The following is a 22,540-nucleotide window of genomic DNA, read 5'->3' on the forward strand; positions in this document are numbered from 1 at the left end:
ATGACGGGCGGACTGGAAGGCTATGACGCGGTTGCGGAAGCCAATGCGCAGAAAAGTGTGCTCGCCATTCACTGGTCGCGCATCTGCGAACGGCTGAAGGCCGAGGTCGGGGAAGTCGAGTACCGCACGTGGCTGCGCCAGATTACGGTCGGCCCGGTGGAGGAGGACGAGATCACCCTCTACCTGCCCACGCGGTTCCTGCGTGACTGGGTGCGCGGGCAATATGGTGACCGGCTTGGCACGCTGTGGAATGCGGAGGTCCCGGCCATCCGCCGTGTCGAACTGCAGGTCGCCCGTCCCGGCAGCGCATCCGCGACACCCCCCGCTGATGGCGCGGCAGCCCCCGCCGCAGTGGCGCGCGAAGAAGCCGCCCCCCGTGCGGCAGCACCTGCCCCGGTGGCTGAGGAACCGCGGCAGGCCGAAGTGCGCAGCGACCTTGCCGCCCCCCTGGATCCGCGTTTCACCTTCGATACCTTTGTCGTGGGCAAGCCCAACGAATTCGCCTATGCCTGCGCCCGCCGGGTTGCGGAGCGGCCCTCCAGTCCCGGTTTCAACCCGCTGTTCCTGTATGGTGGCGTTGGTCTGGGCAAGACGCATCTCATGCACGCGATCGGGGCCGAACTGCTGCGCGAGGGGCGGGTGTCCGTCGCCTACATGTCGGCGGAAAAGTTCATGTACCGCTTCATCGCGGCCATCCGTTCCCAGTCCACCATGGAATTCAAGGAACAGCTTCGGTCCGTCGACGTGCTGATGATCGATGACCTGCAGTTCCTGATTGGCAAGGACAATACGCAGGAAGAATTCTTCCACACCTTCAACGCCCTGGTTGATGCGGGGCGGCAGATCGTGGTTTCGGCCGACAAGTCGCCTTCCGACCTGTCGGGGCTGGAGGACAGGCTGCGCACCCGCCTTGGCTGCGGCATGGTGGCGGATATCCATGCCACCACGTTCGAACTGCGTATTTCCATCCTTGAGGCCAAGGCCAGCGCGTCCGGCGTGGTGGTCCCCGCCAAGGTGCTGGAGTTCCTCGCCCACAAGATCACGTCGAACGTGCGTGAACTTGAGGGCGCGCTGAACCGCCTGATCGCGCATGCCAACCTGTTTGGCCGTCCCGTGACGCTGGAGGCGACGCAGGACGTGCTGCATGACATCCTCAAGGCGCATGACCGTCGCGTCACCATCGAGGAAATCCAGCGCAAGGTGGCCGAACACTGGAATATCCGCCTGACCGACATGTCCTCGGCCCGGCGCGCGCGCGCCGTGGCGCGTCCGCGGCAGGTGGCGATGTACCTGGCCAAGCAGCTGACCAGCCGCTCCCTGCCTGAAATCGGACGCAAGTTCGGCAACCGTGACCATACGACGGTCATGCATGCGGTGACCCGGGTGACGGAACTGATGGAACAGGATCCCGCCTTTGCCGAGGATGTGGAACTGCTGCGGCGCATGCTGGAAAGCTGAACGAAATTAGGATTCAACGACCTCTTTACCAGAGTCGCAAGGGACTGCTAGACTGGTCGCCCCCCGTCTGCACGTATGCCTGACGTGACGGGACGGGATGTGGAGGATATTGTACCGATGAAGTTGAAGGCCGACCGCGTAACGCTGCTCAAGGCACTGGCCCATATCCAGAGCGTTGCCGAGAAGCGCAATACCATCCCCATCCTGGCCAACGTGCTGATCAATGTCGTGGATGGCGCCATGACCCTGACCGCCACCGACATGGAAATCGCGGTGGTGGAAGGCGTGGCGGCTGAAACCCATCGTGATGGCGCGGTTACGGCGCCGGCTGCGGTCCTGTATGAAATCGTGCGCAAGCTGCCCGATGGCGCGCAGGTCGAACTGGACCATGCCGGTGGCGATGCGCCGCTGGGCCTGCGGGCGGGCCGGTTCGCCACCAGCCTGAACGTGCTGGACGTGGATGATTTCCCGTCCATGCTGGCGGGGAACCTGCCGCATGAATTCAGCATTCCGGCACAGGTGCTGCGGGGCCTGATCGACCGCACGCGGTTCGCGATTTCCACCGAGGAGACGCGCTACTACCTCAACGGTATCTTCCTGCATGTGGCCGAAGGCGACGCGGGGCAGGTGCTGCGTGCGGTAGCGACGGACGGGCACCGTCTGGCCCGGGTGGAAACCGAACTGCCGGCCGGCAGCGCCGGCATGCCCGGCGTGATCGTGCCGCGCAAGACGGTGGCCGAACTGCGCAAGCTGCTTGATGAAGGCCCGGAGCAGGTTGACGTCGCCCTGTCCGATACCCGCATCCAGTTTTCCATCGGCAACATCACGCTGACATCCAAGCTGATTGACGGCACGTTCCCCGAATATGAACGCGTGATCCCGCACGGTAATGACAGGATCCTGCGCGTGGGCAAGAAGATCTTTTCCGACGCCGTATCCCGCGTGGCTGCGATCAGCCAGGAACGTTCCCGCCCGGTCAAGCTGAGCATGGCGCACAACCTGCTGACCCTGTCGGCTGCCAGTCAGGACCAGGGCACCGCGACGGAAGAACTCGACGAAAACCACGTCTCCTATGACGCCACCCCTATCGAGATCGGCTTTCAGGCCCGGTACCTGAACGACATTACCGATCAGGTGGAAAAGGAAGTGGAATTCGCCTTTTCCGACAGCTCCGCCCCCACCATCGTGCGGGATGTGGACAGTCCGTCCGCGCTGTATGTCCTGATGCCGATGCGCGTGTGACGGCGCGCGGCCGCCGGGTCGCATGGCCTGCGTGACACGGCTGGTCCTTACGGATTTCCGTAATTACCACCATCTTTCATGGAAACCGGCAAGCCCGGTCACGGTCATTGCCGGGCCGAATGGCAGTGGCAAGACCAATCTGCTGGAAGCGGTCTCGCTGCTGGTGCCCGGGCGTGGCCTGCGGGGCGCGCGCATGGATGAACTGCCCCGTCACGGTGCTTCCCTGTGGGGTGTTGCCGCTGATGTGGCGGCGCAGTGGGGTGATGACGCCCTGTCCATCCAGATCGCCACCGGGGCTGATCCCGTCCGGCCCGAACGGCGCGCGTTTCGCGTGGATGGACAGGCCCAGCGCAACCGCGACGCCGTAGGTGAATATTTTTCCGCCGTATGGCTGACACCGCAGATGGACCGCCTGTTTCAGGAAGGGGCAGGCGGTCGCCGCCGCTTTCTGGACCGGCTGGTGCTGGCGCTTGAACCCGGCCATGCGCGCGAACTGGCGGCCCATGACCGCACCATGATGCAGCGCAGCCGCCTGCTGGCGCAGCGTGGGGCGGACGGGGGCTGGCTGAACGCCCTTGAACGCACCATGGCCCGTCATGCCGTGGCCGCGGTTGCCGCCCGGGTGGATATGGTGGCGCGCCTGAATGCGGATGAACAGGCGGTGGCCGATGGCTTTCCCGCTGCGTGGCTGGAACTGGATTGCCCGATTGCCGGCCGGCTGCGCGAAATGCCGGCGCTGGCGGTGGAAGACTGGCTGGCGGAACAGATCGCGGGGACACGTGCAATCGACTCTCAGCGCGGGGGAAGCCGCCTTGGCGCGCACCGGACCGACCTGCGCATGGCCGACCGGCTGAGCCTGCGCCCGGCCAGCCAGTCCAGCACGGGCCAGCAGAAGGCGCTGCTGCTGGGTATCGTCCTGTCACATGCCCGTATTCTGGCCGCCTGCCGGGGACAGATGCCGATGTTGTTGCTGGATGAGCCGCTGGTGCATCTGGATGATGTGCGGCGTGCGGCCCTGTTTCAGGCCATCGGGCGGATGGACACCGGGGTGTTCCTGACCGGAACGGATAATGAACAGTTCGCCCCGTTGCGCCAGATTGCCGAATTCGTGACGCCCGGCGAGGGCAATCTTGCACCACGTGCATGATTTCGGTGGGGAATGCTGGTTCCGCCGGGTGGTTCAGGCTATAATGCATTCTGTTATTTTGTTGTTATCCGCTGTGGAGCATCTGCCGGCATGTCCGATCAATCCAGTCCCGATCAGAAACACGATGCCGAGGCCGTGGGGGGCGTGACACCCGCTGCGGACTATGATGCGGCATCCATCTCGGTTCTTCGGGGGCTGGACGCGGTACGCAAGCGCCCCGGCATGTATATCGGCGATACCGATGACGGGTCGGGCCTGCACCACATGGCGTTCGAAATCATCGATAACGCCGTGGATGAGGCACAGGCAGGCTTTGCCACCACCTGTATCGTGACCCTCAATGGGGACGGCAGCGTCAGCGTGCGTGACGACGGGCGCGGCATTCCGACCGACATGCACCATGAAGAAGGGGTAAGTGCGGCCGAAGTCGTGCTGACCAAGCTGCATGCGGGTGGCAAGTTCAACCAGAATTCCTACAAGGTATCGGGCGGCCTGCACGGCGTGGGTGCCGCCGTGGTCAACGCGCTGTCGGAATGGATGGAAGTCCGTATCTGGCGTGATGGCAAGGAACACGTGATCCGCTTCCGCGCGGGTGAGCGGGATGAGGCGCTGCGCGTGGTGGGGGAAAGCAGCGACCCGACCGGCACGCAGGTCACGTTCAAGCCCAGCGCCGAGACATTCGCCAAAGTGGAATTTGAATTCCCGATTCTCGAACGCCGCCTGCGTGAACTGGCCTTCCTCAATTCCGGGTTGAGGATCGTCCTGCGTGACGAACGCCATACCCCGGCGCGAGAGGAGAAGTTCCATTACGAAGGTGGCCTATGCGCCTTTGTCGAATGGCTGGACCAGGGCAAGAACGCAATTGTCGAACCGCCGATTACCGGCAGCCTGCAGAATGAAGAAAACGGCATCAAGGTCGAATTCGCCCTGACATGGAACGACAGCTTCCATGAAACCATGCTGTGCTTCACCAACAACATTCCCCAGCGCGACGGCGGTTCGCACCTGGCCGGTTTCCGTCAGGCGCTGACCCGCGTGGTCGGTCGCTATGCCGAAGCCAACGCCAGCAAGAAGGACAGCCACGCCCTGAATGGCGAGGACATGCGCGAAGGCCTGACGGCCGTGCTGTCGGTCAAGGTGCCGGATCCCAAATTCTCGTCACAGACCAAGGACAAGCTGGTCTCCTCCGAAGTGCAGCCGGTGGTGCATGCGGCGGCTGCCGACATGATTTCCCACTGGTTCGAAACCCATCCCAAGGAAGCCCGCCACATCGTGGCGAAGGTGATGGATGCGGCCGCCGCGCGTGAGGCGGCGCGGCGCGCGCGTGAACTGACGCGGCGCAAGGGAGTGCTGGACATCTCCTCCCTGCCGGGCAAGCTGGCCGACTGTCAGGAACGCGATCCGGCAAAGTCCGAACTGTTTATCGTTGAGGGTGACTCGGCAGGCGGTACCGCCAAGCAGGGCCGTGACCGGCGGTTCCAAGCCATCCTGCCGCTGAAGGGCAAGATCCTGAATGTCGAACGCGCGCGGTTCGACCGTATGCTGGGGTCGGCCGAAATCGGGACGCTGATTACCGCACTGGGCACCGGCATTGGCCGGGGCGATGTGGAACATGGCGGCTTTTCCATCGAAAAGCTGCGTTACCACCGCATCGTCATCATGACGGATGCCGACGTGGATGGATCGCATATCCGCACGCTGCTGCTGACCTTCTTCTTCCGGCAGATGCCCGAACTGATTGAAAACGGGTACCTGTATATCGCCCAGCCGCCGCTGTACCGCGCCAAGCGTGGCAATGACGAACGGTACCTGAAGGATGATGCGGCACTGGAATCCTACCTGCTGGACAAGGCGCTGGCCAATGCCACGCTGCGTTATGCCGACGGGCGCGAGGTCGAGGGTGAGGCCATGCGGTCTGACGTGATGTTCATCCGTGACGTGACCCGCGCACTGTCGCGCCTGTCGGCGCGGGTGCCGGTCTGGATTCTGGAACAGGCGGCAATCGCGGGTGCGCTGCGGGCCGACCCGCAGGCGGTGCCGGAACGGATCGTGGACCTGCAGGCGCGGCTGGATGCGGTGTCTGCGCCCACGGAACGCGGGTGGAAGGTTGCCGCCAGTGACAGCGGCCTGGAAATGGCCCGCAGCGTGCGTGGGGTAGGCGAGGTCTACCGCCTTGAGACCCTGGCGCTGCGTAGCGCGGAAGTGCGCTGGCTGGCTGATCGCCATGACCGTCTGGTGGCTGATTTCACGGGCCCGGTGCAACTGGTGATTGACGGGCAGCCCCAGCCCTTTAACGGGCCGGCGTCGCTGTATGAACGGATTCTGGCGCAGGGTCGCAAGGGACTATCCATCAACCGGTTCAAGGGGCTGGGGGAAATGAATGACGAACAGCTGTGGGAAACCACGCTGGACCCGGCCATGCGCACCCTGCTGCAGGTCAAGGTGGGTGATGTGGAAAACGCGGCGCAGGTCTTTTCCACCCTTATGGGGGATGTGGTCGAACCCCGCCGCGACTTCATTGTTGGCAACGCGCTGAAGGTTGCCAACCTCGACGTCTGACCGGTTACGCTGGCACCAGTTCAGCGGCCAGATGGGGGATCTCGGAAATGGAATCGGCGCCGACGGTAGCACCCGCTTCCATTTCGGGGCGACCATAGCCCCAGCGGGCGAAAATGGCGGGGACATGCGCGCCGATGGCCGTGGCCATGTCGTTATGATGGTCGCCGGTCATGATGGCGCGCGTCGGGCTGCCATGCGCCATTTCAATCGTGCCCAGCAGATGGCGCGGGTCGGGCTTGCGCACGCTGAAGCTGTCGCCCCCGCCCACGGCCACGAACCATTTTTCCAGATCAAGGACCTGCAATATGTGGCGCGCGGCGGCGACGGGCTTGTTGGTGCAGACGGCCATCTGCCACCCTGTGGCCCGCAGGTCTTCCAGCATGCCGATGGTGCCGGGAAAGGGACGGGACAGGTCGGTTGAATGGGGCGTGTAATCGGCCATGTAGCGCCTGGTTGCTTCGGCTGCATCAATGCCCGTGGCGGCGGATCCGGCATGGACCAGCAGGCGGCTGACCAGCATCGCCACGCCATCCCCAATCATGGGGCGGACCTGTTCCGTTGCTATGGGCGGCAGGCCGTAATGCGCCAGAAGCCGGTTGGCGCAGGCCGCAAGATCGGGAAGGCTGTCGATCAGCGTGCCGTCCATGTCAAAAACGGCAAGACGGGGCGGGAGAGAGGTCATCATGAACGCCTTTGAGTCTGTGAATGAAGTAGCAATCGGAAATTCTAAGTGATGGTATCGCGCACGCATAAGGGTTTGACAGGGTGCGCAGGGGCGGAGTACCCGCACACTGCCATGAATACCCAGACCGATACCGCAGTATCCGCCCCCGCACGTGCCCTGTCGACCGCTGTCATACTGGCCGCGGGTCGTGGCACGCGCATGAAATCGCAGCGGCCCAAGGTCATGCACCCGCTGGCGGGGCAGCCCATGCTGCGTTACCTTCTGGATAACGCGGCCCGGGTCTTTGACCGTATTGTCGTGGTCGTGGGGCCGGACATGGATGATGTGGCGGCCCTCGCCGCCGCGCATCAGGTCGTGGTGCAGCAGGACCGTCTGGGTACCGGCCATGCCGCACGTCAGGCCGAGGCTCTGTTTGGCGATGGTGATGTTGCGGTCCTGTATGGCGATAACCCTTTGATCACGCCCGATACGATGCGCGCCCTGCTGGAACAGCGTCGCCGCGATGACACCGGCCTTGCCCTGCTGGCGATGGAACCGGCCGATCCGGCGCGTTATGGGCGCGTGGTGGCGCATGACGGGCAGGTTGAACGGATCGTGGAATGGGCGGACGCCACCCCGGCGGAGCGGGCAGTCCGGCTGTGCAATGCCGGCGTGCTGTGTGCCGATGCCGCTGATTTCCGCCACTGGCTGGATGAAATCAATAACGACAACGCGCAGGGTGAGTATTATCTGGGCGATGTGGTGGCCCGCGCCGTGGCCGATGGGCGCAGCGTGCGCGCGGTCGTGGCGCCGGAAGATGAACTGCGCGGCATCAATTCCCGCGCCGAACTGGCTCAGGCGGAAGCCTGCGTGCAGGCCCGGCTGCGTCAGGCGGCGATGGATGGCGGTACGACGCTTGTCGCCCCCGATACCGTCTTCCTGTGTGCCGATACCGTGCTGGAACCCGATACGGTGGTGCATCCCAACGTGGTGTTCGGCCCCGGCGTGCATGTGAAAAGTGGCGCGGAAATCCATGCCTTTTCGCACGTTGAAGGGGCAATCGTCGGCCCGGATGCGCAGATCGGTCCCTATGCCCGCCTGCGTCCCGGCAGCGATGTGGGGGCAAAGGCGCGCGTGGGCAATTTCGTGGAAATCAAGGCCACGACACTGGGGGCAGGGGCCAAGGCCAGTCACCTGACCTATCTGGGCAACGCCACGGTGGGCAGCGGGGCCAATATCGGCGCGGGCACCATAACCTGCAACTATGACGGTGTGTTCAAGCACCGGACCGAAATCGGCGCGGGCAGTTTCATTGGCTCGGATTCGGTGCTGGTCGCCCCCGTGCGGGTGGGCAGCGGTGTCATTACCGCGGCAGGCAGCGTGATTACCCATGACGTGCCCGATGATGCCATGGCCATTGGCCGGGCACGGCAGACCAACAGGGCAGGACATGCCGCATCGTTTCGCGAACGGCTGAAGAACAGGAAGGAACGGGGCTGATGTGTGGCATTGTAGGGGTTGTTGGCAGCAATCAGGCCACGCCGGTTATTCTGGACGCCCTGCGCAGGCTGGAATATCGCGGCTATGATTCCGCGGGTATCGCCACGCTGGAAGAAGGCCATGTCGAACGCCGGCGCGCGGCGGGCAAGCTGGACCACCTGGCCACGCTTCTGGCGCGCATGCCGCTGCCGGGTGTTACCGGCATTGGCCATACGCGCTGGGCCACGCATGGCGCGCCCACCGAAAACAATGCCCACCCCCACGGGACGGAACGCGTATCGGTCGTCCATAACGGCATTATCGAGAATTTCGAGGAATTGCGCCACGAACTGGAGGCGGCAGGGCAGGTCTTCTCGACCGATACGGACAGTGAGACGATCGCGCAACTGGTCGATTACCACCTGCAGCGCGGCCTTTCCCCGCGGGAGGCGGCACATGAATGCCTCAAGCGGCTGGAAGGCGCCTACGCGCTGGCCATGATCTTCGCGGGTCACGATGGCATGGTCATTGGCGCGCGGCATGGCGCGCCGCTGGTGGTGGGCTTTGGTGATAACGAGATGTTCCTCGGTTCCGACAGTCTGGCGCTGGCGCCGCTGACGCGCCGCATCGCCTATCTGGATGACGGGGACTGGACCGTGATTACGCCTGCGGGCGCCGCGTTCTTTGACATGGCGGGCAACCCTGTCGAACGCCCGGTCAGGCTGACCGCGCTGATCGCGGCATCGGTCGGCAAGGACGGCTACCGGCATTATATGGAAAAGGAACTGCACGAACATCCCGTCGTGATCGGGCAGACCCTGCAGCGCCTGATCGATCCGGCCACCCGGCGCGTCGTCATGCCGGACCTGCCGTTTGATCTGGCCGCCGTGCAGCGTGTGGTGCTGACGGCCTGCGGGTCGGCTTTCTATGCTGGCATGATCGGGCGGTACTGGATCGAACAGTATGCGCGCCTGCCGGTCGATATCGATGTGGCGAGCGAGATGCGTTACCGTAACCCGCCGTTGACCAGGGGCGGGCTTGGGCTGCTGATTTCCCAGTCGGGCGAGACGGCGGACACGCTGGCTGCCCTGCGCGGCATGCGTGAGGCGGGGCAGCATATCGTCTCGGTGCTGAATGTTGAACAGAGCACGATGGCACGTGAAAGCGACGCCGTGCTGGGCACCGTGGCGGGGCCGGAAATATCGGTCGCCAGCACGAAGGCCTTTACCGCGCAGCTTTCCGTCCTTGCGTGCCTGACCATTGCCTTGGGCCGTGCGCGTGGACTGATCGGTCCGGCGCAGGAAGAAAGCATGGTGACCAACCTGCTTGACCTGCCCAGCAAGGCGACCGAGGTATTTGAACGCCATGACGAAATCCGCCGCATGGCCACCATCGTGGCGGATGCGCGCGACGTGCTCTACCTCGGTCGTGGGGCGATGTTCCCCGTGGCGCTCGAGGGGGCGCTGAAGCTCAAGGAAATCACCTATATCCACGCCGAAGCCTATGCCGCGGGCGAGATGAAGCATGGTCCGATTTCACTGATCGACAACACGGTGCCGGTGGTGGCCACCGTGCCGTCTGGCCCCCTGTTTGAAAAAACGCTGTCCAACCTGCAGGAAGCCAGAGCCCGTGGCGGTCGCCTGCTGGTGTTCACGGACATGGCGGGGGCGCCGCGCCTGCGTGAAATCGCGGAATGCGTGGTGGCGATTCCGACAGTGGATGAATTCGTGGCCCCGATCCTGCAGACCATCCCGGTGCAGATCCTGGCCTATGAAGTCGCGCTGCTGAAGGGGACGGATGTGGACCAGCCGCGCAACCTCGCCAAATCCGTGACTGTTGAATAGACACGTCAGGCATAACCGGCACAATCACCACCAGATACAGATAACCGTACAGGGGATACGACGCACATGGCAGCACAAACGGCAATCCCCCATGGGGCGGGACCGTCCGTCCTTGTGCGTGGCGCTGGTGTGTCGGGCCTGACGGCGGCGGTCACCCTGGCCGAACGGGGTGCGCGGGTCAGCGTGCATGAATGTGGCGGTCGCGTGGGCTGGGGGGCGTCATGGAAGGCGGGCGGCATGCTGGCGCCCTGGTGCGAGGCTGAATCCGCGACCCCGGATGTCACCGCGCAGTCCCTTGCCTCCCTCGACTGGTGGGACCAGCATGTTCCCGGCGTGGACCGCAATGGCACCCTTGTGCTGGCGCCGCCGCGTGACGTGCGTGAAATCATGCGCTTCGCGCGCAGGACTTCGCATTTTTCCACGATTGGCGAAGGCGAGATCGCGCAACTGGAACCCGACCTTGCCGACCGTTTTTCCCGTGCGCTGTTCTTCGCGGGCGAAGGGCACGTCAACCCGCGCGACGCCCTGCAGGCGCTGGCGGCACGATTGGTTGAACTGGGGGGCAGCCTGCATTTCAACGTGCCGGCTGACGCCAGCACGGCAGGCTATGACTGGGTGGTGGACTGCACCGGCATCGCGGCCCGCGACCAGATGGTGGACATGCGCGGGGTGCGCGGGGAAATGCTGCTGCTGCGCTGTCCCGATGTCACGCTGCATCGTCCGGTGCGCATGCTGCATCCGCGCATTCCCATCTACATCGTGCCGCGTGCGGGCCATGTGTACATGGTGGGGGCGACCATGATCGAAAGCGAGAACGCCGGTCCCATGACCCTGCGTTCAATGGTGGAAATGCTGGGTGCGGTCTATGCCCTGCATCCCGCGTTCGGGGAAGCCGAGATACTGGAAACCGGCACTGGCCTGCGTCCGTCCTATCCAGACAACATGCCGGCCGTCAGGCAGTCGGGGCGGCATATTCATATCAACGGCATGTATCGCCATGGTTTCCTGCTTTCACCCGTTCGCGCGGCCGAGGCGGCCGACATCGTGTTTGGCAGGGGCTGAACCTGCCACAAGGGGAATACGGACATGCAGATTCAGGTGAACGGCGAACACCATGACGTGACGGCAGCAAGCCTGGCGGCGTTGCTTGATGAACTGGGTTATGATGCCACCGCCCGCGTTGCGACGGCGGTGGATGGCTGCTTTGTCGCGGCCAGCCGGCGCGCGACCCACCCCCTGCATGACGGGGCACAGGTGGAAATTCTGGCCCCCATGCAGGGAGGATAACCGCAATGACCCTTTTTTACGGCACTGAACTGGCGTCACGCCTGATGTTGGGCACGGCGCAGTACCCATCCCCCGAAATACTGGCGGATGCCGTGCGCCGGGCCGGGGCGGGGGTGGTCACCGTCTCGCTCCGGCGCGAGGCCGCCGGCACACGCGCGGGACAGGCGTTCTGGGCGCTGATCCGGGAACTCGACGTACCCGTCCTGCCCAACACGGCGGGCTGTCATACCGTGCGTGAAGCGGTGACCACGGCGCAGATGGCGCGTGAGGTATTCGGAACGGACTGGATCAAGCTGGAGGTGATCGGGGAATCCGATACCCTGCAGCCCGACATGTTCGCGCTGGTCGAGGCCGCCCGCATCCTGACGGAAGACGGGTTCAGGGTCTTTCCCTACATGACCGAGGATCTGGTCGGTGCGGAACGCCTGCTGCGCGCGGGGTGCGAGGTACTGATGCCGTGGGGCGCGCCCATCGGGTCGGGCAAGGGACTGAACAACCTGTTCGGCCTGCGGGCATTGCGGGCGCATTTCCCCGATGTGCCCATGGTGGTTGATGCCGGGATTGGCGTGCCATCCCATGCGGCGCAGGCAATGGAACTGGGTTATGACGCGGTGCTGATCAATACGGCGGTGGCCAAGGCAGGCAATCCCGCGGAAATGGCGCGCGCCTTCGCCATGGCGGTGGAAGCAGGCCGCATGGCCTATATCGCCGACCCGATGGAGGAACGTGACATGGCCGTGCCCTCTACCCCCGTGATCGGGCAGGCCGTGCTATGACCACGGCGCTTCCGTCACGTATCTACCCGGTCGTGGACGCGGCGCACTGGGTCGGCAGTCTGGGGCAGGCGGGCGCGCGGCTGATCCAGTTGCGACTCAAGGACATGGCGGACGATGACCTGCGCCGTGCGGTCCGTGAAGGCATCCGGCTGGCCCGTGCGCACGATGTCTGCCTTGTGCTGAACGATTACTGGCGGATGGCGATCGAGGAAGGAGTGGATTTCATCCATCTGGGGCAGGAGGATCTGGATACGGCAGACCTGCCTGCCATCCGCGCGGCGGGGCTGAAACTGGGGGTCAGCACGCATAGTGATGCTGAACTGGACCGTGCGCTGTCGGTCGCCCCCGATTACGTGGCGCTGGGACCTGTCTGGCCCACGAAACTGAAGAAAATGCCCTGGGGGCCGCAGGGTACGGAAAAACTGTCGGTGTGGAAGCGGCGCATTGGCGATATCCCGCTTGTCGCCATCGGGGGGATTACGCTTGCCCGCGCGCCGCAGTGTATCGCGGCGGGGGCGGACTGTGTCTCGGCCGTGTCCGATTTCATCCGCATGCCGGACCCGCAGGCACAGGTCAGGGCATGGCTGGCCGCCACTGACCATGTGGTCAGGGTGTGAAATACTGGAACATAATGTGATGCATCATGTGTTGTTGATGCAACGTTGGTGTGGCATTATTGATACGCAACATGTGAATGTATGAAGGAACGTCTTTTACAGCCAGATGTTGGTCTTATAAGCCAGATTCTGTTGATCTGAAACGCGGTGGACATAATCTGTTCATGGTCAGCCATTAGGATCGGCCTGTAAGCACAATATGGCCGGAAGTCGGGGATTTTGAATGGAGATAGCGGGTCTGGCAGCAATTCTGATGGCGATTGCCGTGCTGCTTGTCGTGGTCAGCGCGGTCCAGCCGCTTGCCCGCCGTCTGGAACTGTCCGAAACCGTCCTGCTGGCCATTGTGGGCATCGTGATCGGGGGGGCGGCCGACCTTGTTCTGCGCAATTCCCATCTGGAAATATTCAATGGCGCGGCACAGACGCTGCTGGATTTCCCGCTTAACAGCGAAGCGTTCCTGCTGATTTTCCTGCCCATACTGGTATTCCAGGGGGCACTGGGCATTGATGTGCGCAGGCTGGCGCATGAAACCGCGACCGTGCTCCTGCTGGCAGTGGTGGCGGTGGCGGTCTCGACCGCGGCCATCGGCTTTGCGCTGTATCCCTTTGCCGGCATGCCGCTGGCGGTGTGCCTGCTGCTTGGTTCCATCGTGGCGACGACCGACCCTTCGGCCGTGGCTGGGATATTCAAGGAAATTGGCGCCGCAAGCCGCCTGACCCGGCTGGTGGAAGGCGAGGCGCTGCTGAATGACGCGGCCGCCATTTCCATTTTCACCATCCTGCTTGGCTCCATTACCTCGCATCACAAGATCATGCTGGGTGGCGCGGTGCTGGAGTTCCTTGTCTCCTTCATCGGCGCGCTGATCATCGGCATCGTGTTTGGCCGCCTGACGCTTATGGTCATTCCGGCGCTGGGGGCGGCACCCGCGGCCGAGGTCACGCTGACGGTGGCGCTGCCATACCTGTCCTATATCGTGTGCGATGAATTCCTGGGCTTTTCCGGCGTGGTGGCCACGGCGGCATCCGGCCTGACGATTTCGATCTACGGCCCCTCCACCTTCCGGCCCCAGACCTGGCGATTCCTGAACGAGCTATGGCAGCAGCTTGTCTTCTGGGCCGGGTCATTGGTGTTCGTGCTGGCGTCCATGCTGGTGCCGCGCCTGTTGGTGGGCATGACCAAATGGGACTGCGTGCTGATCCTGCTGGCCGCCGGCGCCGGGTTGCTGGCGCGTGGGGCGGTGGTGTTCGGCATGCTGCCCGTCCTTGCCGCGACCAAGCTGTCGCCGCCCGTGCCGACCCCGTTCAAGGTCACGATGGTATGGGGCGGGCTGCGTGGCGCCATTACGCTGGCGCTGGCGCTGGCCGTGACGGAAAACGAACATGTTTCGAGCAGCATCGCCCACTTCATCGGCATTATCGCTACGGGGTTCGTGCTGATCACCCTGTTCGTGAACGGGATGTCGCTGCGGTACCTGGTGCTGTTCCTCAAGCTGGACCAGCTTCCGCTGATTGACCAGGCGCTACGTCACCAGATCCTTGCCATCGGACTGGGTGAAGTCCGTGACCAGACGCGCGAAGTCGCGGGAGAACTGGGCTTTTCCACCAATGTCACCAATACGGTGGTGGAAGTGATCGACCGCCGCGTCCATTCGGAAGAACAGGCCAATACCTTTGACACTGCCCTGGGTGACCGGCAGCGCGTCACACTGGCGCTGATTGTCGTCGCCAACCGGGAGCGTTCCATCCTGCTGGACCTGTTCCGCATACAGGGGCTGTCGCGCCGCGTGATGGAAACGCTGCTGCGCTCGGCCGAGGCCATGGTGGATGGCGCACGGCTGGAAGGACGCTTTGGCTATGTCCGCGCCCTGCGCCGCCGGTTGCGCCCATCGCTGCGTTTCCGTGTGGCGCAGGTGATCCATCATCGCTTCAATTTCGACACGCCCCTCATGTACTGCATGATGGAGCGGTTCGAGATGCTGATGATCGGCTATTTCGTTTCCCTGTCACTGACCCGTTTCATGCGCCAGCGCATGGAGCCGACGCTGGGCACGCGTATCAGTGAAATCGTGGGTGAAGTGCTGGGGCGGCAGTGCAAGCTGCTGGATGAGGCACTACAGACCCTGCGCCTGCATTACCACGGCTATTCCGAGGCGCTGGAAAACCGCATGCTGCGTCAGATTGCGCTGCGTCTGGAAGAAGAAAAATACGACACGCTGATGTCCGAATCGCTGTTGAGCGAGGAACTGCACCGTGAATTGCACCGCGATGTGGAACACCGGCGCGAACAGCTGGATTTCAGGCTGAAATTCAATATCCGTGCCGGGATCGAAAGCCGCATCCATAATTTTCCCCTGTTCGAGGGGATGGCCGATGGCGTGCTGCATGATATCGCGATGAAGATGTCCATCCACTTTTCATCCCCCGGTGAGCGGCTGTACCGCAAGGGTCAGAAGGTGCGCACGGTCTATTTCATCAGCGCGGGACTGGCTGAAACCCATTACCCCAAGCATGACGTGCGCTTTGGCGCCGGTGCGGTTCTGGGTGGGGAGGAAGCGTTGAAGGACGAGCGTGTCACCGCGACCAGCCGTTCCCTGCAGTTCGGACATTTCATGACGATGAGCGCGCGTGACTTCCGCAAGCTGGTGGAAGACTATCCCCGCATTGGCGAAAATCTGGAACGTCTGGCACAGGCCCGTAACAAGGGCGAACTGCCCGACGCCCAGCTTCTGCCGCAGGATGGGGAAGATACACCCAACAGTCCACCATCCTACGACGCCATCGACCTTGCCACCGCACCCGTCACCCGGGCCATTCCCGTCCGGCAGGATGGTCAGGTCAGTGACGCCTGACCTGACGGCGCGGCAGTGATCCGCCCGGGCACATGACATGGCGGCTGTCGTGCCGCCCGGGCATTCAGGTTGCCATGTAATAGGTTCACGCCATCAGGGGCCTGTCGTGCTGGTGTGCGCGCCGCCATGCAGGTTGGATGACCGTCGGGTAAGGGGAGACGCCAGCGACGCCCTGATGCCGGGATACGACATTCCACGTCACGGCGTGTAATCCATGCGTGCGTCGCAGGGGACAGGCGTTCCGGATGCTGCCTTTTTCAGGAAGGTAGGATTTCCTGATGCTTGCTGAAAAAAGCTTCGCCAAAAATTTCTTGGTACAATCCGTCTGGTCAATTCATGCCATGAACGTCGCGGCCGCGTCAGAAGGCGCGGAGCAGGCGGTCGAGGTATTCCAGTTCTTCCGGCGGGCGGGTACGGTCGGCGTCGCGGCGGCGCAGTTCCTGTTCAATCTCGCGCGCGCGTTCACGGCTGGCGTTGTCTGGCACATGGGTATCATTGTCCATGCCCGCGTGGGTGCCCCCAGTCTTGCGGCCCAGCGGGTCACGATCACCCTTGCCTTCGGCCTGCTGGTCGGTGTCGTCATCGTCATCCTGTCCGCCGGGTTGGTTGCCACCGCTGCCATGGCTGCCCTTGCCATTGTCCTGTGACAGCATGGGCAGGAATACGGTCATGCCGCCATGCGCGTTCTGGCTGCGCATGGACTGGCGCATCTGCTGGTCGCCCTGCTGCAGGTCGGCCAGAACCTTTTTCTCGGCCGCCGCCGCATCAGGGTCCTTGCCCGCGCCAAGGGCCGCGCGCACGGCCTTCATGTCCGTCTGCGCCTTGTCCAGCGCCGGCATGTCCTTGCCGCTGGCCTGTTTGAATTCGCGCTGCAGTTCATGCAGGGCGCGCGACAGGGCATGCTGCACGGCCCGGTCGGCATGCTGCTGTGCGGTGTGGGCTTCGGGCGTCATGCTTTCTGGCGGTGGCGCGGCGTCGGCCTGTGGCTGAGGCGCGCTGCCCGACGGCGTAATGCCAAGCTGGCGCAGCAGGTCGGCGGTGGACATGGATGACAGGTCGCCGCCATCTTCATCCATATCGGTCTGGCGGCTGGCGGCGTCACGTTCCTGCTGGCGCTGGGTCTGGTCCATGCGCGACTGGGCGTGGTCCAGCAACCGGGACTGGCGGCTGACCAGGTCGCGCAGCGCACGGCGCAGTTCCCTGGCCTGCTGGCGGGCCTGCATCTGCTGGGCCAGCTGCATCATGTCCTGCGGGGTGGCGTTGCGGATGCCGTTGGCCATGTCCTCCATCTGCTGCAGCTTCTGCATGGCATCGGCATCGCGGCCATTGGCGGCGTCATCCTGCAACTGCTGCATCATCTGCGCCATGTTCTGTTCACCGCGCGATGTCATTTCAGGAATGGCGGGAATGGCGGAATGATCGCGCATGGCCTGTTGCGCCAGCGCCTGCATCTTGCGCGAAATCGCGTCCTTCAGCGCCTGCATGCGGTGCTGCAGTTCGGCCTGCTGTTCCGGCCCCTGACCCCTGGGGCCCATCTCACGCATGTGTTCCAGCTGTTCGCGCACGGCGTCCTGCGCTGCCTGCACGCCAAAATCAGCCTGTTCGTTATCTATGTCCCGGCGGTTGTGTTCGATATCCAGCGCAAGGAACCACAGCCGCCCGGTGGCCTGCGTAATGGCGTAATCATCGGTTACGTCATCCGCATCCCCAAGCACGGCGGCAACACTGGTCAGCGCCAGCAACAGGCCGACATGATGGGTCAGCATGGTATCGGCCTGACCCAGCGCCAGCAGTTCGCGCGCCGCCTGTGCGCGGTTTTCACGGTGCAGGGCCACGCGCTTGCGGATATCCAGCACCGCCTTGGCCAACGGGTTGTTGAAAGGCCGCGCGCCCATGCGCAGCCGGATCGGGGCGGAGGTCGCTGTCATGCCGCTGGTGCTGGTGGCGACCAGGCGGGCGGTCACGTCTTCCCCCGCCCACGGGTTTTGTGACAGGTCGGGCGTGGCCACGTCATCCGCCACGCGGGGGTGGCCGTTCAGCGGGATCGGGACGGTCAGGACGTCGCGTGGACTGTCCGGCATGACCAGTTCCGCATGCATTGATGCGATGCCGTATGGCTGGGCCACATGATAGGGCAGGCGGGTGCGCCATTCGCCTTCATGGCTGCCCGGGTCCTTGCCCCATGCGACTTCTGGCGCGGGGTTGGGCGTGACGTGCAGCGTCCATTGTCCCAGCGTGCGTCCGCGACCGCGCAGGCGCAGCGTGCCGCTGGCAAGAAGGGTGGCCTGCGCATTCCAGCTGGCATTGCCCAGGGCGTGAAAATCATGCGGGCCGATGGGGGGCTGCGGTCCGCTGGCACGCATGCGCAGGGCGGGATGGCCATTCAGCCCGTTCAGTGTGATGGCCAGTCGCGCGCCTGCGGGAACGGTCGCACTGGTATGCGTCGCGTCCAGGAAGACCGGCGCGCCGGGCGCATAGCCGGGCATGGTGATCCATGCATTGATCTGCGGGGCGGGGGTATCGGCATCATCCATGCCGGGCAGGAACGCCGCCGTCACCCGGCTTGCGGCATGGTCGCCCGTCCACATCATGCCACCGGCCAGAAGCACGGCAAGGACCGGCGTGGCGGCCCACCCTGTGGCGCCCTTCAGGCGGGGGCGTGGCCACCCGCCCCGCAGGCGGCCCAGCGCCGCCGTGGTGCGATGCAGGTGGACCTGCCACAGATAGGTGATTTCAGGCGTGAGGGCATTGGCGGGCCGGTCATGCAACGTGCGCAGCGGCTGACCGGTCAGGCCGGATGCCTGTTCCACCCGGCGGTCGGTTTCGGATGCGGTGGGGGCATGGATGCCGCGCCACTGCCGCCATGTGGCATAGGCTGTCCCGCCTGCAATACCTGCCAGGAGGAGGGCATGCAGGCTGTCGGGCATATGCTGGGGCAGGCGCACAAGCCCCAGCAGCGCAACGCCCATGGCGGCATCAGCCGTGGGCAGCATGAGCGGCCATAGCTGTTCCACCCACAGCGCACGACGCGCCTGCTGGCGTGCGCGGGCCAGGCGTTGCGGCAGGCTGCCGCCGGGCTGGGTAATGTCCTGCCCGGCTGTCATAGGCCTCCGCCAGCGGGGAGAAGGGTCTTCTCAACCCAGTCGGGAACACGATCGTCAGCCCACAGGTCCTCGACCTGCTGGCGTTCGCGGATGACGGACCAGCGGGCGCCATCCACCATGACCTGCGCTGCAAGTGGGCGGGCGTTGTAGGTGGAACTCATGACCATGCCATACGCCCCGCAATCCAGCAGCGCCAGTCGCGACCCTGCCTCCATGTGCGGCAGGGTGCGGTCATGGCCGAAGGTATCGCCGCTTTCACAGACCGGCCCCACAACATGCACCTGTTCGGTGGCGGCAGCAGCGGTTTTGGCGGAAAGCGGGATGATGCCATGCCATGCGTCATACAGGCTGGGACGCATGAGGTCATTCATCGCGGCATCCAGCACAAGGAACGGCGGCATGCCGTCATATCCCTGCTTGCGCAGGATCACGGTGGACAGCAGCACGCCCGCGGGACCGGCCAGCCAGCGCCCCGGTTCAACGGCCAGCCGCGTGCCCAGGTCGCCCAGTTCGGCATGGATGGCGGCAGCAAGGGCTTCGGGCGCGCCTTCGGTTTCATCACGGTAGGAAATGCCCAGGCCCCCGCCGCAATCCAGTGCCTCGACCGTCAGCCCACGCGCGCGGATGGCCCGTACAAGGTCGGCAAGTCTGGCATAGGCGGTACGGTAGGGCTGCATGCGTACGATCTGGCTGCCGATATGCATTGCCAGCCCGACGGGCCGGATACCCGGTAAAGTGGCGGCGCGGGCATAAAGTTCAACCGCGCGGTCATAGGGAATGCCGAATTTATTGGTGGCGAGTCCGGTGGTGATCTTGGCGTGGGTGCCGGCATCGACATCGGGGTTGATGCGCAGGGCGATGCGGGCCTCCTGCCCTTCGGCTTCCGCCACGGCGGAGAGGAGTTCAAGTTCCTCCGCACTTTCGACATTGATCTGCGCAATGCCCGCCTGCAGGGCGAGGCGCATTTCCTCAAGGCTCTTGCCAACACCGGAAAAGACGATTTTTTCCGCCGGGATGCCCGCCATCATGGCGCGGCGCAGTTCGCCGCCACTGACCACGTCCGCCCCGGCCCCTTCGGCCGCCAGCACGCGCAGCACGGCCAGGTGGTCATTGGCCTTGACGGCGAAGTGAATGGAAACCGGCCGGTCTGTTGCGGCAAGGGCCGTGGCAAGCCTGCGGTAGCGCGCGCGCAGGGTGCCGGCGCTCATGACCCATGTGGGCGTGCCAAGCGCGTCGGCAATGGCGTTGAGGGGTACGTCTTCCAGCACAAGTCCGTCCATGGCATGCATGGACAGCGCCGGACGGACGGCCAGAAGGTCGGCAACGGATGGATCCTGTCCGGGACAGGTAGGGGAAGCATCAGCCATGATGTGCGCACGATACCGCCTTGCCCCGTCGCTTCCAAGGTGCTTGACGCAGGAAAGAACAGGAAGGACAGACCGCTATGAACAACGACCCCCTGGTGCAGGCCGCCATTGACGTGCGCCTGCGGGCTTACGCGCCGTATTCGCGCTTTCCGGTCGGTGCGGCGGTAGAGACGGCGGATGGCCGGATATTTGCCGGATGCAACGTCGAAAACGCGGCCTATCCCGAAGGTACCTGCGCCGAAGCTGGCGCCATCGCCGCCATGGTGGCGCGGGGCGGGCGCCAGATCCATCGCGTCGTGGTCTGCGGGGGGACGGATGCCCCCTGCACGCCATGTGGGGGATGCAGGCAGAAAATCAGGGAATTTGCAGCCCCCGAAACACCTGTCTCCATGATTTCGGCTAGGGGGGCGGTCCTGCTGGTCCGCACGCTGGCGGACCTGCTGCCCGACAGTTTCGGGCCGGACAGCCTGACCTGATCCGTCAGCGATCGGGGCTGGGATAGGTCGTGTAATAGGCCCGGGAGTTGGAAGGCTGGCGTGGGGAGCCAATACGCCCGCATGCCCCCAGCGAGGAGGCGATGACCAGGCCCGCCAGCGTCAGCAGCATGATGGCGCGTCCGCGCGGGGAGGGGTAAATGTTCATTTGCCGCTTTCTCCTGTCCCAAGGGCATCCAGCCAGCGCTGGGCCTGCGCGCGTACGTTCTGCGCCGCCGTGCCGCCGTGGCTTGTGCGCGAGGCGATGGAGGAATCGACATCCAGCACCGTGAAGATGTCGGCGGTGATGCCCGGTTCCTCCGCCTGCATGTCCTCCAGCGTCAGGTCGGCCAGCCCCACGCCCTTTGCCTCCGCCTTGCCGACCAGGCGGCCGGTGACATGGTGGGCGGTGCGGAAGGGCACCTTCAGCACCCGCACCAGCCAGTCTGCAAGGTCGGTGGCGGTGGAAAAACCGGACCCGGCATAGGCGCGCATCTGATCCGCATTGACGCTGAGGTCGCGGATCATGCCATCCATGGCCGCCAGGCTGAGGGCGGCGGCATCGGTCGCGGCGAATACGGGTTCCTTGTCTTCCTGCATGTCCTTGGCATAGGCCAGCGGCAGGCCCTTCATCACCGTCAGCAGTCCCACCAGCGCGCCGGTAATGCGGCCGCCCTTGGCGCGGACCAGTTCGGCTGCATCCGGGTTGCGCTTCTGCGGCATGATGGAGGAGCCGGTGGTGAACGCATCGGACAGGCGGATGAAGGAAAAGGGGGCGGAACACCAGATCACGATCTCTTCCGCCAGCCGCGACAGGTGGACGGCCATGATGGACAGCGCGGAAAGGTATTCCAGTGCGAAATCACGGTCTGATACGGCATCGAGCGAATTGGCGGTGGGGCGGTCGAAGCCCAGCGCCCTTGCCGTCATCTCCCGGTCGATGGGAAAGGACGTGCCCGCAAGTGCGGCCGAGCCCAGCGGCGATTCATTGAGCCTGCGCCGCGCATCGGCCAGCCTGCCCCGGTCACGGGCCAGCATTTCCACATAGGCCATCAGGTGGTGGCCAAATGTCACGGGCTGCGCGGTCTGCAGGTGGGTGAAGCCGGGCATGGGGGTCGCGGCATGTTCCGCCGCCCGCCGCGCCAGCGCACGCATGAGGGAGGCCGCCTGCTGGTCCAGCCCGTCGATCGCATCACGCACCCACAGGCGGAAATCGGTCGCCACCTGGTCATTGCGCGACCGTGCGGTGTGCAGGCGCTTGCCCGCCTCGCCAATCCGGTCGGACAGGCGGGCTTCGATATTCATGTGAATATCTTCAAGTGCGGTGCTGAATTCAAAGGTGCCAGCCGTGATTTCCCGCCCGATCTGGTCCAGCCCTTCGGTAATGGCGCGGGCATCATCTTCGGAAATGATGCCGGTTTTCGCCAGCATGGCGGCATGGGCCTTCGACCCCGCGATGTCCTGCCGCCACAGGGCCCTGTCAAAACCGATCGAGGCATTGATGTCCTGCATGATCGCCGCCGGTCCCCCGGCAAAGCGCCCGCCCCACTGTGCGTTCGCCTTCTGCGCGTCCTGATCCGTCAGCGTTTTTGCGTTCCCCGGCATCCTGTGTTCCAGCTACCCCAAGTGTGAAAAGGATTGTGTCTGATACGTCGTGGCGTAATGCCATCACATG

Annotated in this window: 17 protein-coding genes; 12 read left to right on the plus strand and 5 right to left on the minus strand. The window is 64.3% G+C overall.

Annotation, left to right across the window (positions count from 1 at the left end; translation table 11 throughout):
• The 4 genes from dnaA to gyrB all read left to right on the plus strand — a co-directional run bounded on the left by dnaA (nucleotide 1) and on the right by gyrB (nucleotide 6,406).
• The gene (gene dnaA / locus S101446_RS00005; RefSeq protein ID WP_019085733.1) at nucleotides 1-1,458 is read left to right on the plus strand and encodes a chromosomal replication initiator protein DnaA; all 1,458 of its coding nucleotides are present in this window, start codon (nucleotides 1-3) and stop codon (nucleotides 1,456-1,458) included.
• 117 nt (nucleotides 1,459-1,575) lie between these two features.
• Nucleotides 1,576-2,700, plus strand: coding sequence for a DNA polymerase III subunit beta (dnaN, locus tag S101446_RS00010; protein WP_010509789.1), 1,125 nt, complete (start codon nucleotides 1,576-1,578; stop codon nucleotides 2,698-2,700).
• Between the two features lie 22 nt (nucleotides 2,701-2,722).
• Nucleotides 2,723-3,847 (plus strand): DNA replication/repair protein RecF, encoded by a 1,125-nt coding sequence (gene recF, locus S101446_RS00015; RefSeq protein WP_087607192.1) that lies wholly within the window; start codon nucleotides 2,723-2,725, stop codon nucleotides 3,845-3,847.
• Between the two features lie 90 nt (nucleotides 3,848-3,937).
• On the plus strand, nucleotides 3,938-6,406 hold the full coding sequence (gyrB, locus tag S101446_RS00020) for a DNA topoisomerase (ATP-hydrolyzing) subunit B (RefSeq protein WP_208620527.1): 2,469 nt from the start codon (nucleotides 3,938-3,940) through the stop codon (nucleotides 6,404-6,406).
• A 4-nt stretch (nucleotides 6,407-6,410) separates the two neighbouring features.
• On the opposite strand, the gene gph is transcribed toward gyrB, so the two are convergent.
• On the minus strand, nucleotides 6,411-7,091 hold the full coding sequence (gph, locus tag S101446_RS00025; protein WP_087607194.1) for a phosphoglycolate phosphatase: 681 nt from the start codon (nucleotides 7,089-7,091) through the stop codon (nucleotides 6,411-6,413).
• Between the two features lie 111 nt (nucleotides 7,092-7,202).
• Here gph and glmU point away from each other — a divergent pair, with 111 nt between their 5' ends.
• The 7 genes from glmU (at nucleotide 7,203) to S101446_RS00060 (ending at nucleotide 15,921) form a co-directional block, all read left to right on the plus strand.
• Nucleotides 7,203-8,570, plus strand: coding sequence for a bifunctional UDP-N-acetylglucosamine diphosphorylase/glucosamine-1-phosphate N-acetyltransferase GlmU (gene glmU, locus S101446_RS00030; protein ID WP_087607195.1), 1,368 nt, complete (start codon nucleotides 7,203-7,205; stop codon nucleotides 8,568-8,570).
• Nucleotides 8,570-10,393, plus strand: a complete 1,824-nt coding sequence (gene glmS, locus S101446_RS00035) for a glutamine--fructose-6-phosphate transaminase (isomerizing) (protein WP_010509784.1) — start codon at nucleotides 8,570-8,572, stop codon at nucleotides 10,391-10,393. Before glmU ends, glmS begins: the two co-directional genes overlap by 1 nt.
• A 66-nt stretch (nucleotides 10,394-10,459) precedes the next feature.
• Entirely contained in the window at nucleotides 10,460-11,455 is a 996-nt protein-coding gene (thiO, locus tag S101446_RS00040) for a glycine oxidase ThiO (RefSeq protein ID WP_019085738.1), read from the plus strand.
• A 24-nt stretch (nucleotides 11,456-11,479) separates the two neighbouring features.
• Nucleotides 11,480-11,680, plus strand: coding sequence for a sulfur carrier protein ThiS (gene thiS / locus S101446_RS00045; RefSeq protein WP_010509782.1), 201 nt, complete (start codon nucleotides 11,480-11,482; stop codon nucleotides 11,678-11,680).
• A gap of 5 nt (nucleotides 11,681-11,685) precedes the next feature.
• A complete protein-coding gene (locus S101446_RS00050) occupies nucleotides 11,686-12,456 on the plus strand; it encodes a thiazole synthase (RefSeq protein WP_010509781.1) in 771 nt (256 codons plus the stop codon).
• Nucleotides 12,453-13,073 carry a thiamine phosphate synthase gene (locus S101446_RS00055; protein WP_019085739.1) on the plus strand — a complete coding sequence of 207 codons (621 nt, stop codon included), beginning with the start codon at nucleotides 12,453-12,455 and terminating at the stop codon, nucleotides 13,071-13,073. Before S101446_RS00050 ends, S101446_RS00055 begins: the two co-directional genes overlap by 4 nt.
• A gap of 223 nt (nucleotides 13,074-13,296) precedes the next feature.
• Nucleotides 13,297-15,921, plus strand: coding sequence for a cation:proton antiporter (locus tag S101446_RS00060; RefSeq protein WP_010509779.1), 2,625 nt, complete (start codon nucleotides 13,297-13,299; stop codon nucleotides 15,919-15,921).
• 359 nt (nucleotides 15,922-16,280) lie between these two features.
• On the opposite strand, the gene S101446_RS00065 is transcribed toward S101446_RS00060, so the two are convergent.
• Nucleotides 16,281-19,025, minus strand: coding sequence for a DUF4175 domain-containing protein (locus tag S101446_RS00065; RefSeq protein WP_087607196.1), 2,745 nt, complete (start codon nucleotides 19,023-19,025; stop codon nucleotides 16,281-16,283).
• The gene (lysA, locus tag S101446_RS00070) at nucleotides 19,022-20,392 is read right to left on the minus strand and encodes a diaminopimelate decarboxylase (protein ID WP_087607197.1); all 1,371 of its coding nucleotides are present in this window, start codon (nucleotides 20,390-20,392) and stop codon (nucleotides 19,022-19,024) included. The genes S101446_RS00065 and lysA overlap by 4 nt, the downstream gene beginning before the upstream one ends.
• A 77-nt stretch (nucleotides 20,393-20,469) precedes the next feature.
• Here lysA and S101446_RS00075 point away from each other — a divergent pair, with 77 nt between their 5' ends.
• On the plus strand, nucleotides 20,470-20,868 hold the full coding sequence (locus tag S101446_RS00075) for a cytidine deaminase (protein WP_087607198.1): 399 nt from the start codon (nucleotides 20,470-20,472) through the stop codon (nucleotides 20,866-20,868).
• Between the two features lie 4 nt (nucleotides 20,869-20,872).
• Here S101446_RS00075 and S101446_RS17920 read toward each other — a convergent pair whose 3' ends face one another.
• Nucleotides 20,873-21,034, minus strand: coding sequence for a hypothetical protein (locus S101446_RS17920; protein WP_167376406.1), 162 nt, complete (start codon nucleotides 21,032-21,034; stop codon nucleotides 20,873-20,875).
• The gene (argH, locus tag S101446_RS00080) at nucleotides 21,031-22,470 is read right to left on the minus strand and encodes an argininosuccinate lyase (protein ID WP_087607199.1); all 1,440 of its coding nucleotides are present in this window, start codon (nucleotides 22,468-22,470) and stop codon (nucleotides 21,031-21,033) included. Before argH ends, S101446_RS17920 begins: the two co-directional genes overlap by 4 nt.
• Nucleotides 22,471-22,540: the final 70 nt, after the last annotated feature.

This window comes from Komagataeibacter europaeus, from assembly GCF_002173515.1.
Classification (GTDB): domain Bacteria; phylum Pseudomonadota; class Alphaproteobacteria; order Acetobacterales; family Acetobacteraceae; genus Komagataeibacter; species Komagataeibacter europaeus.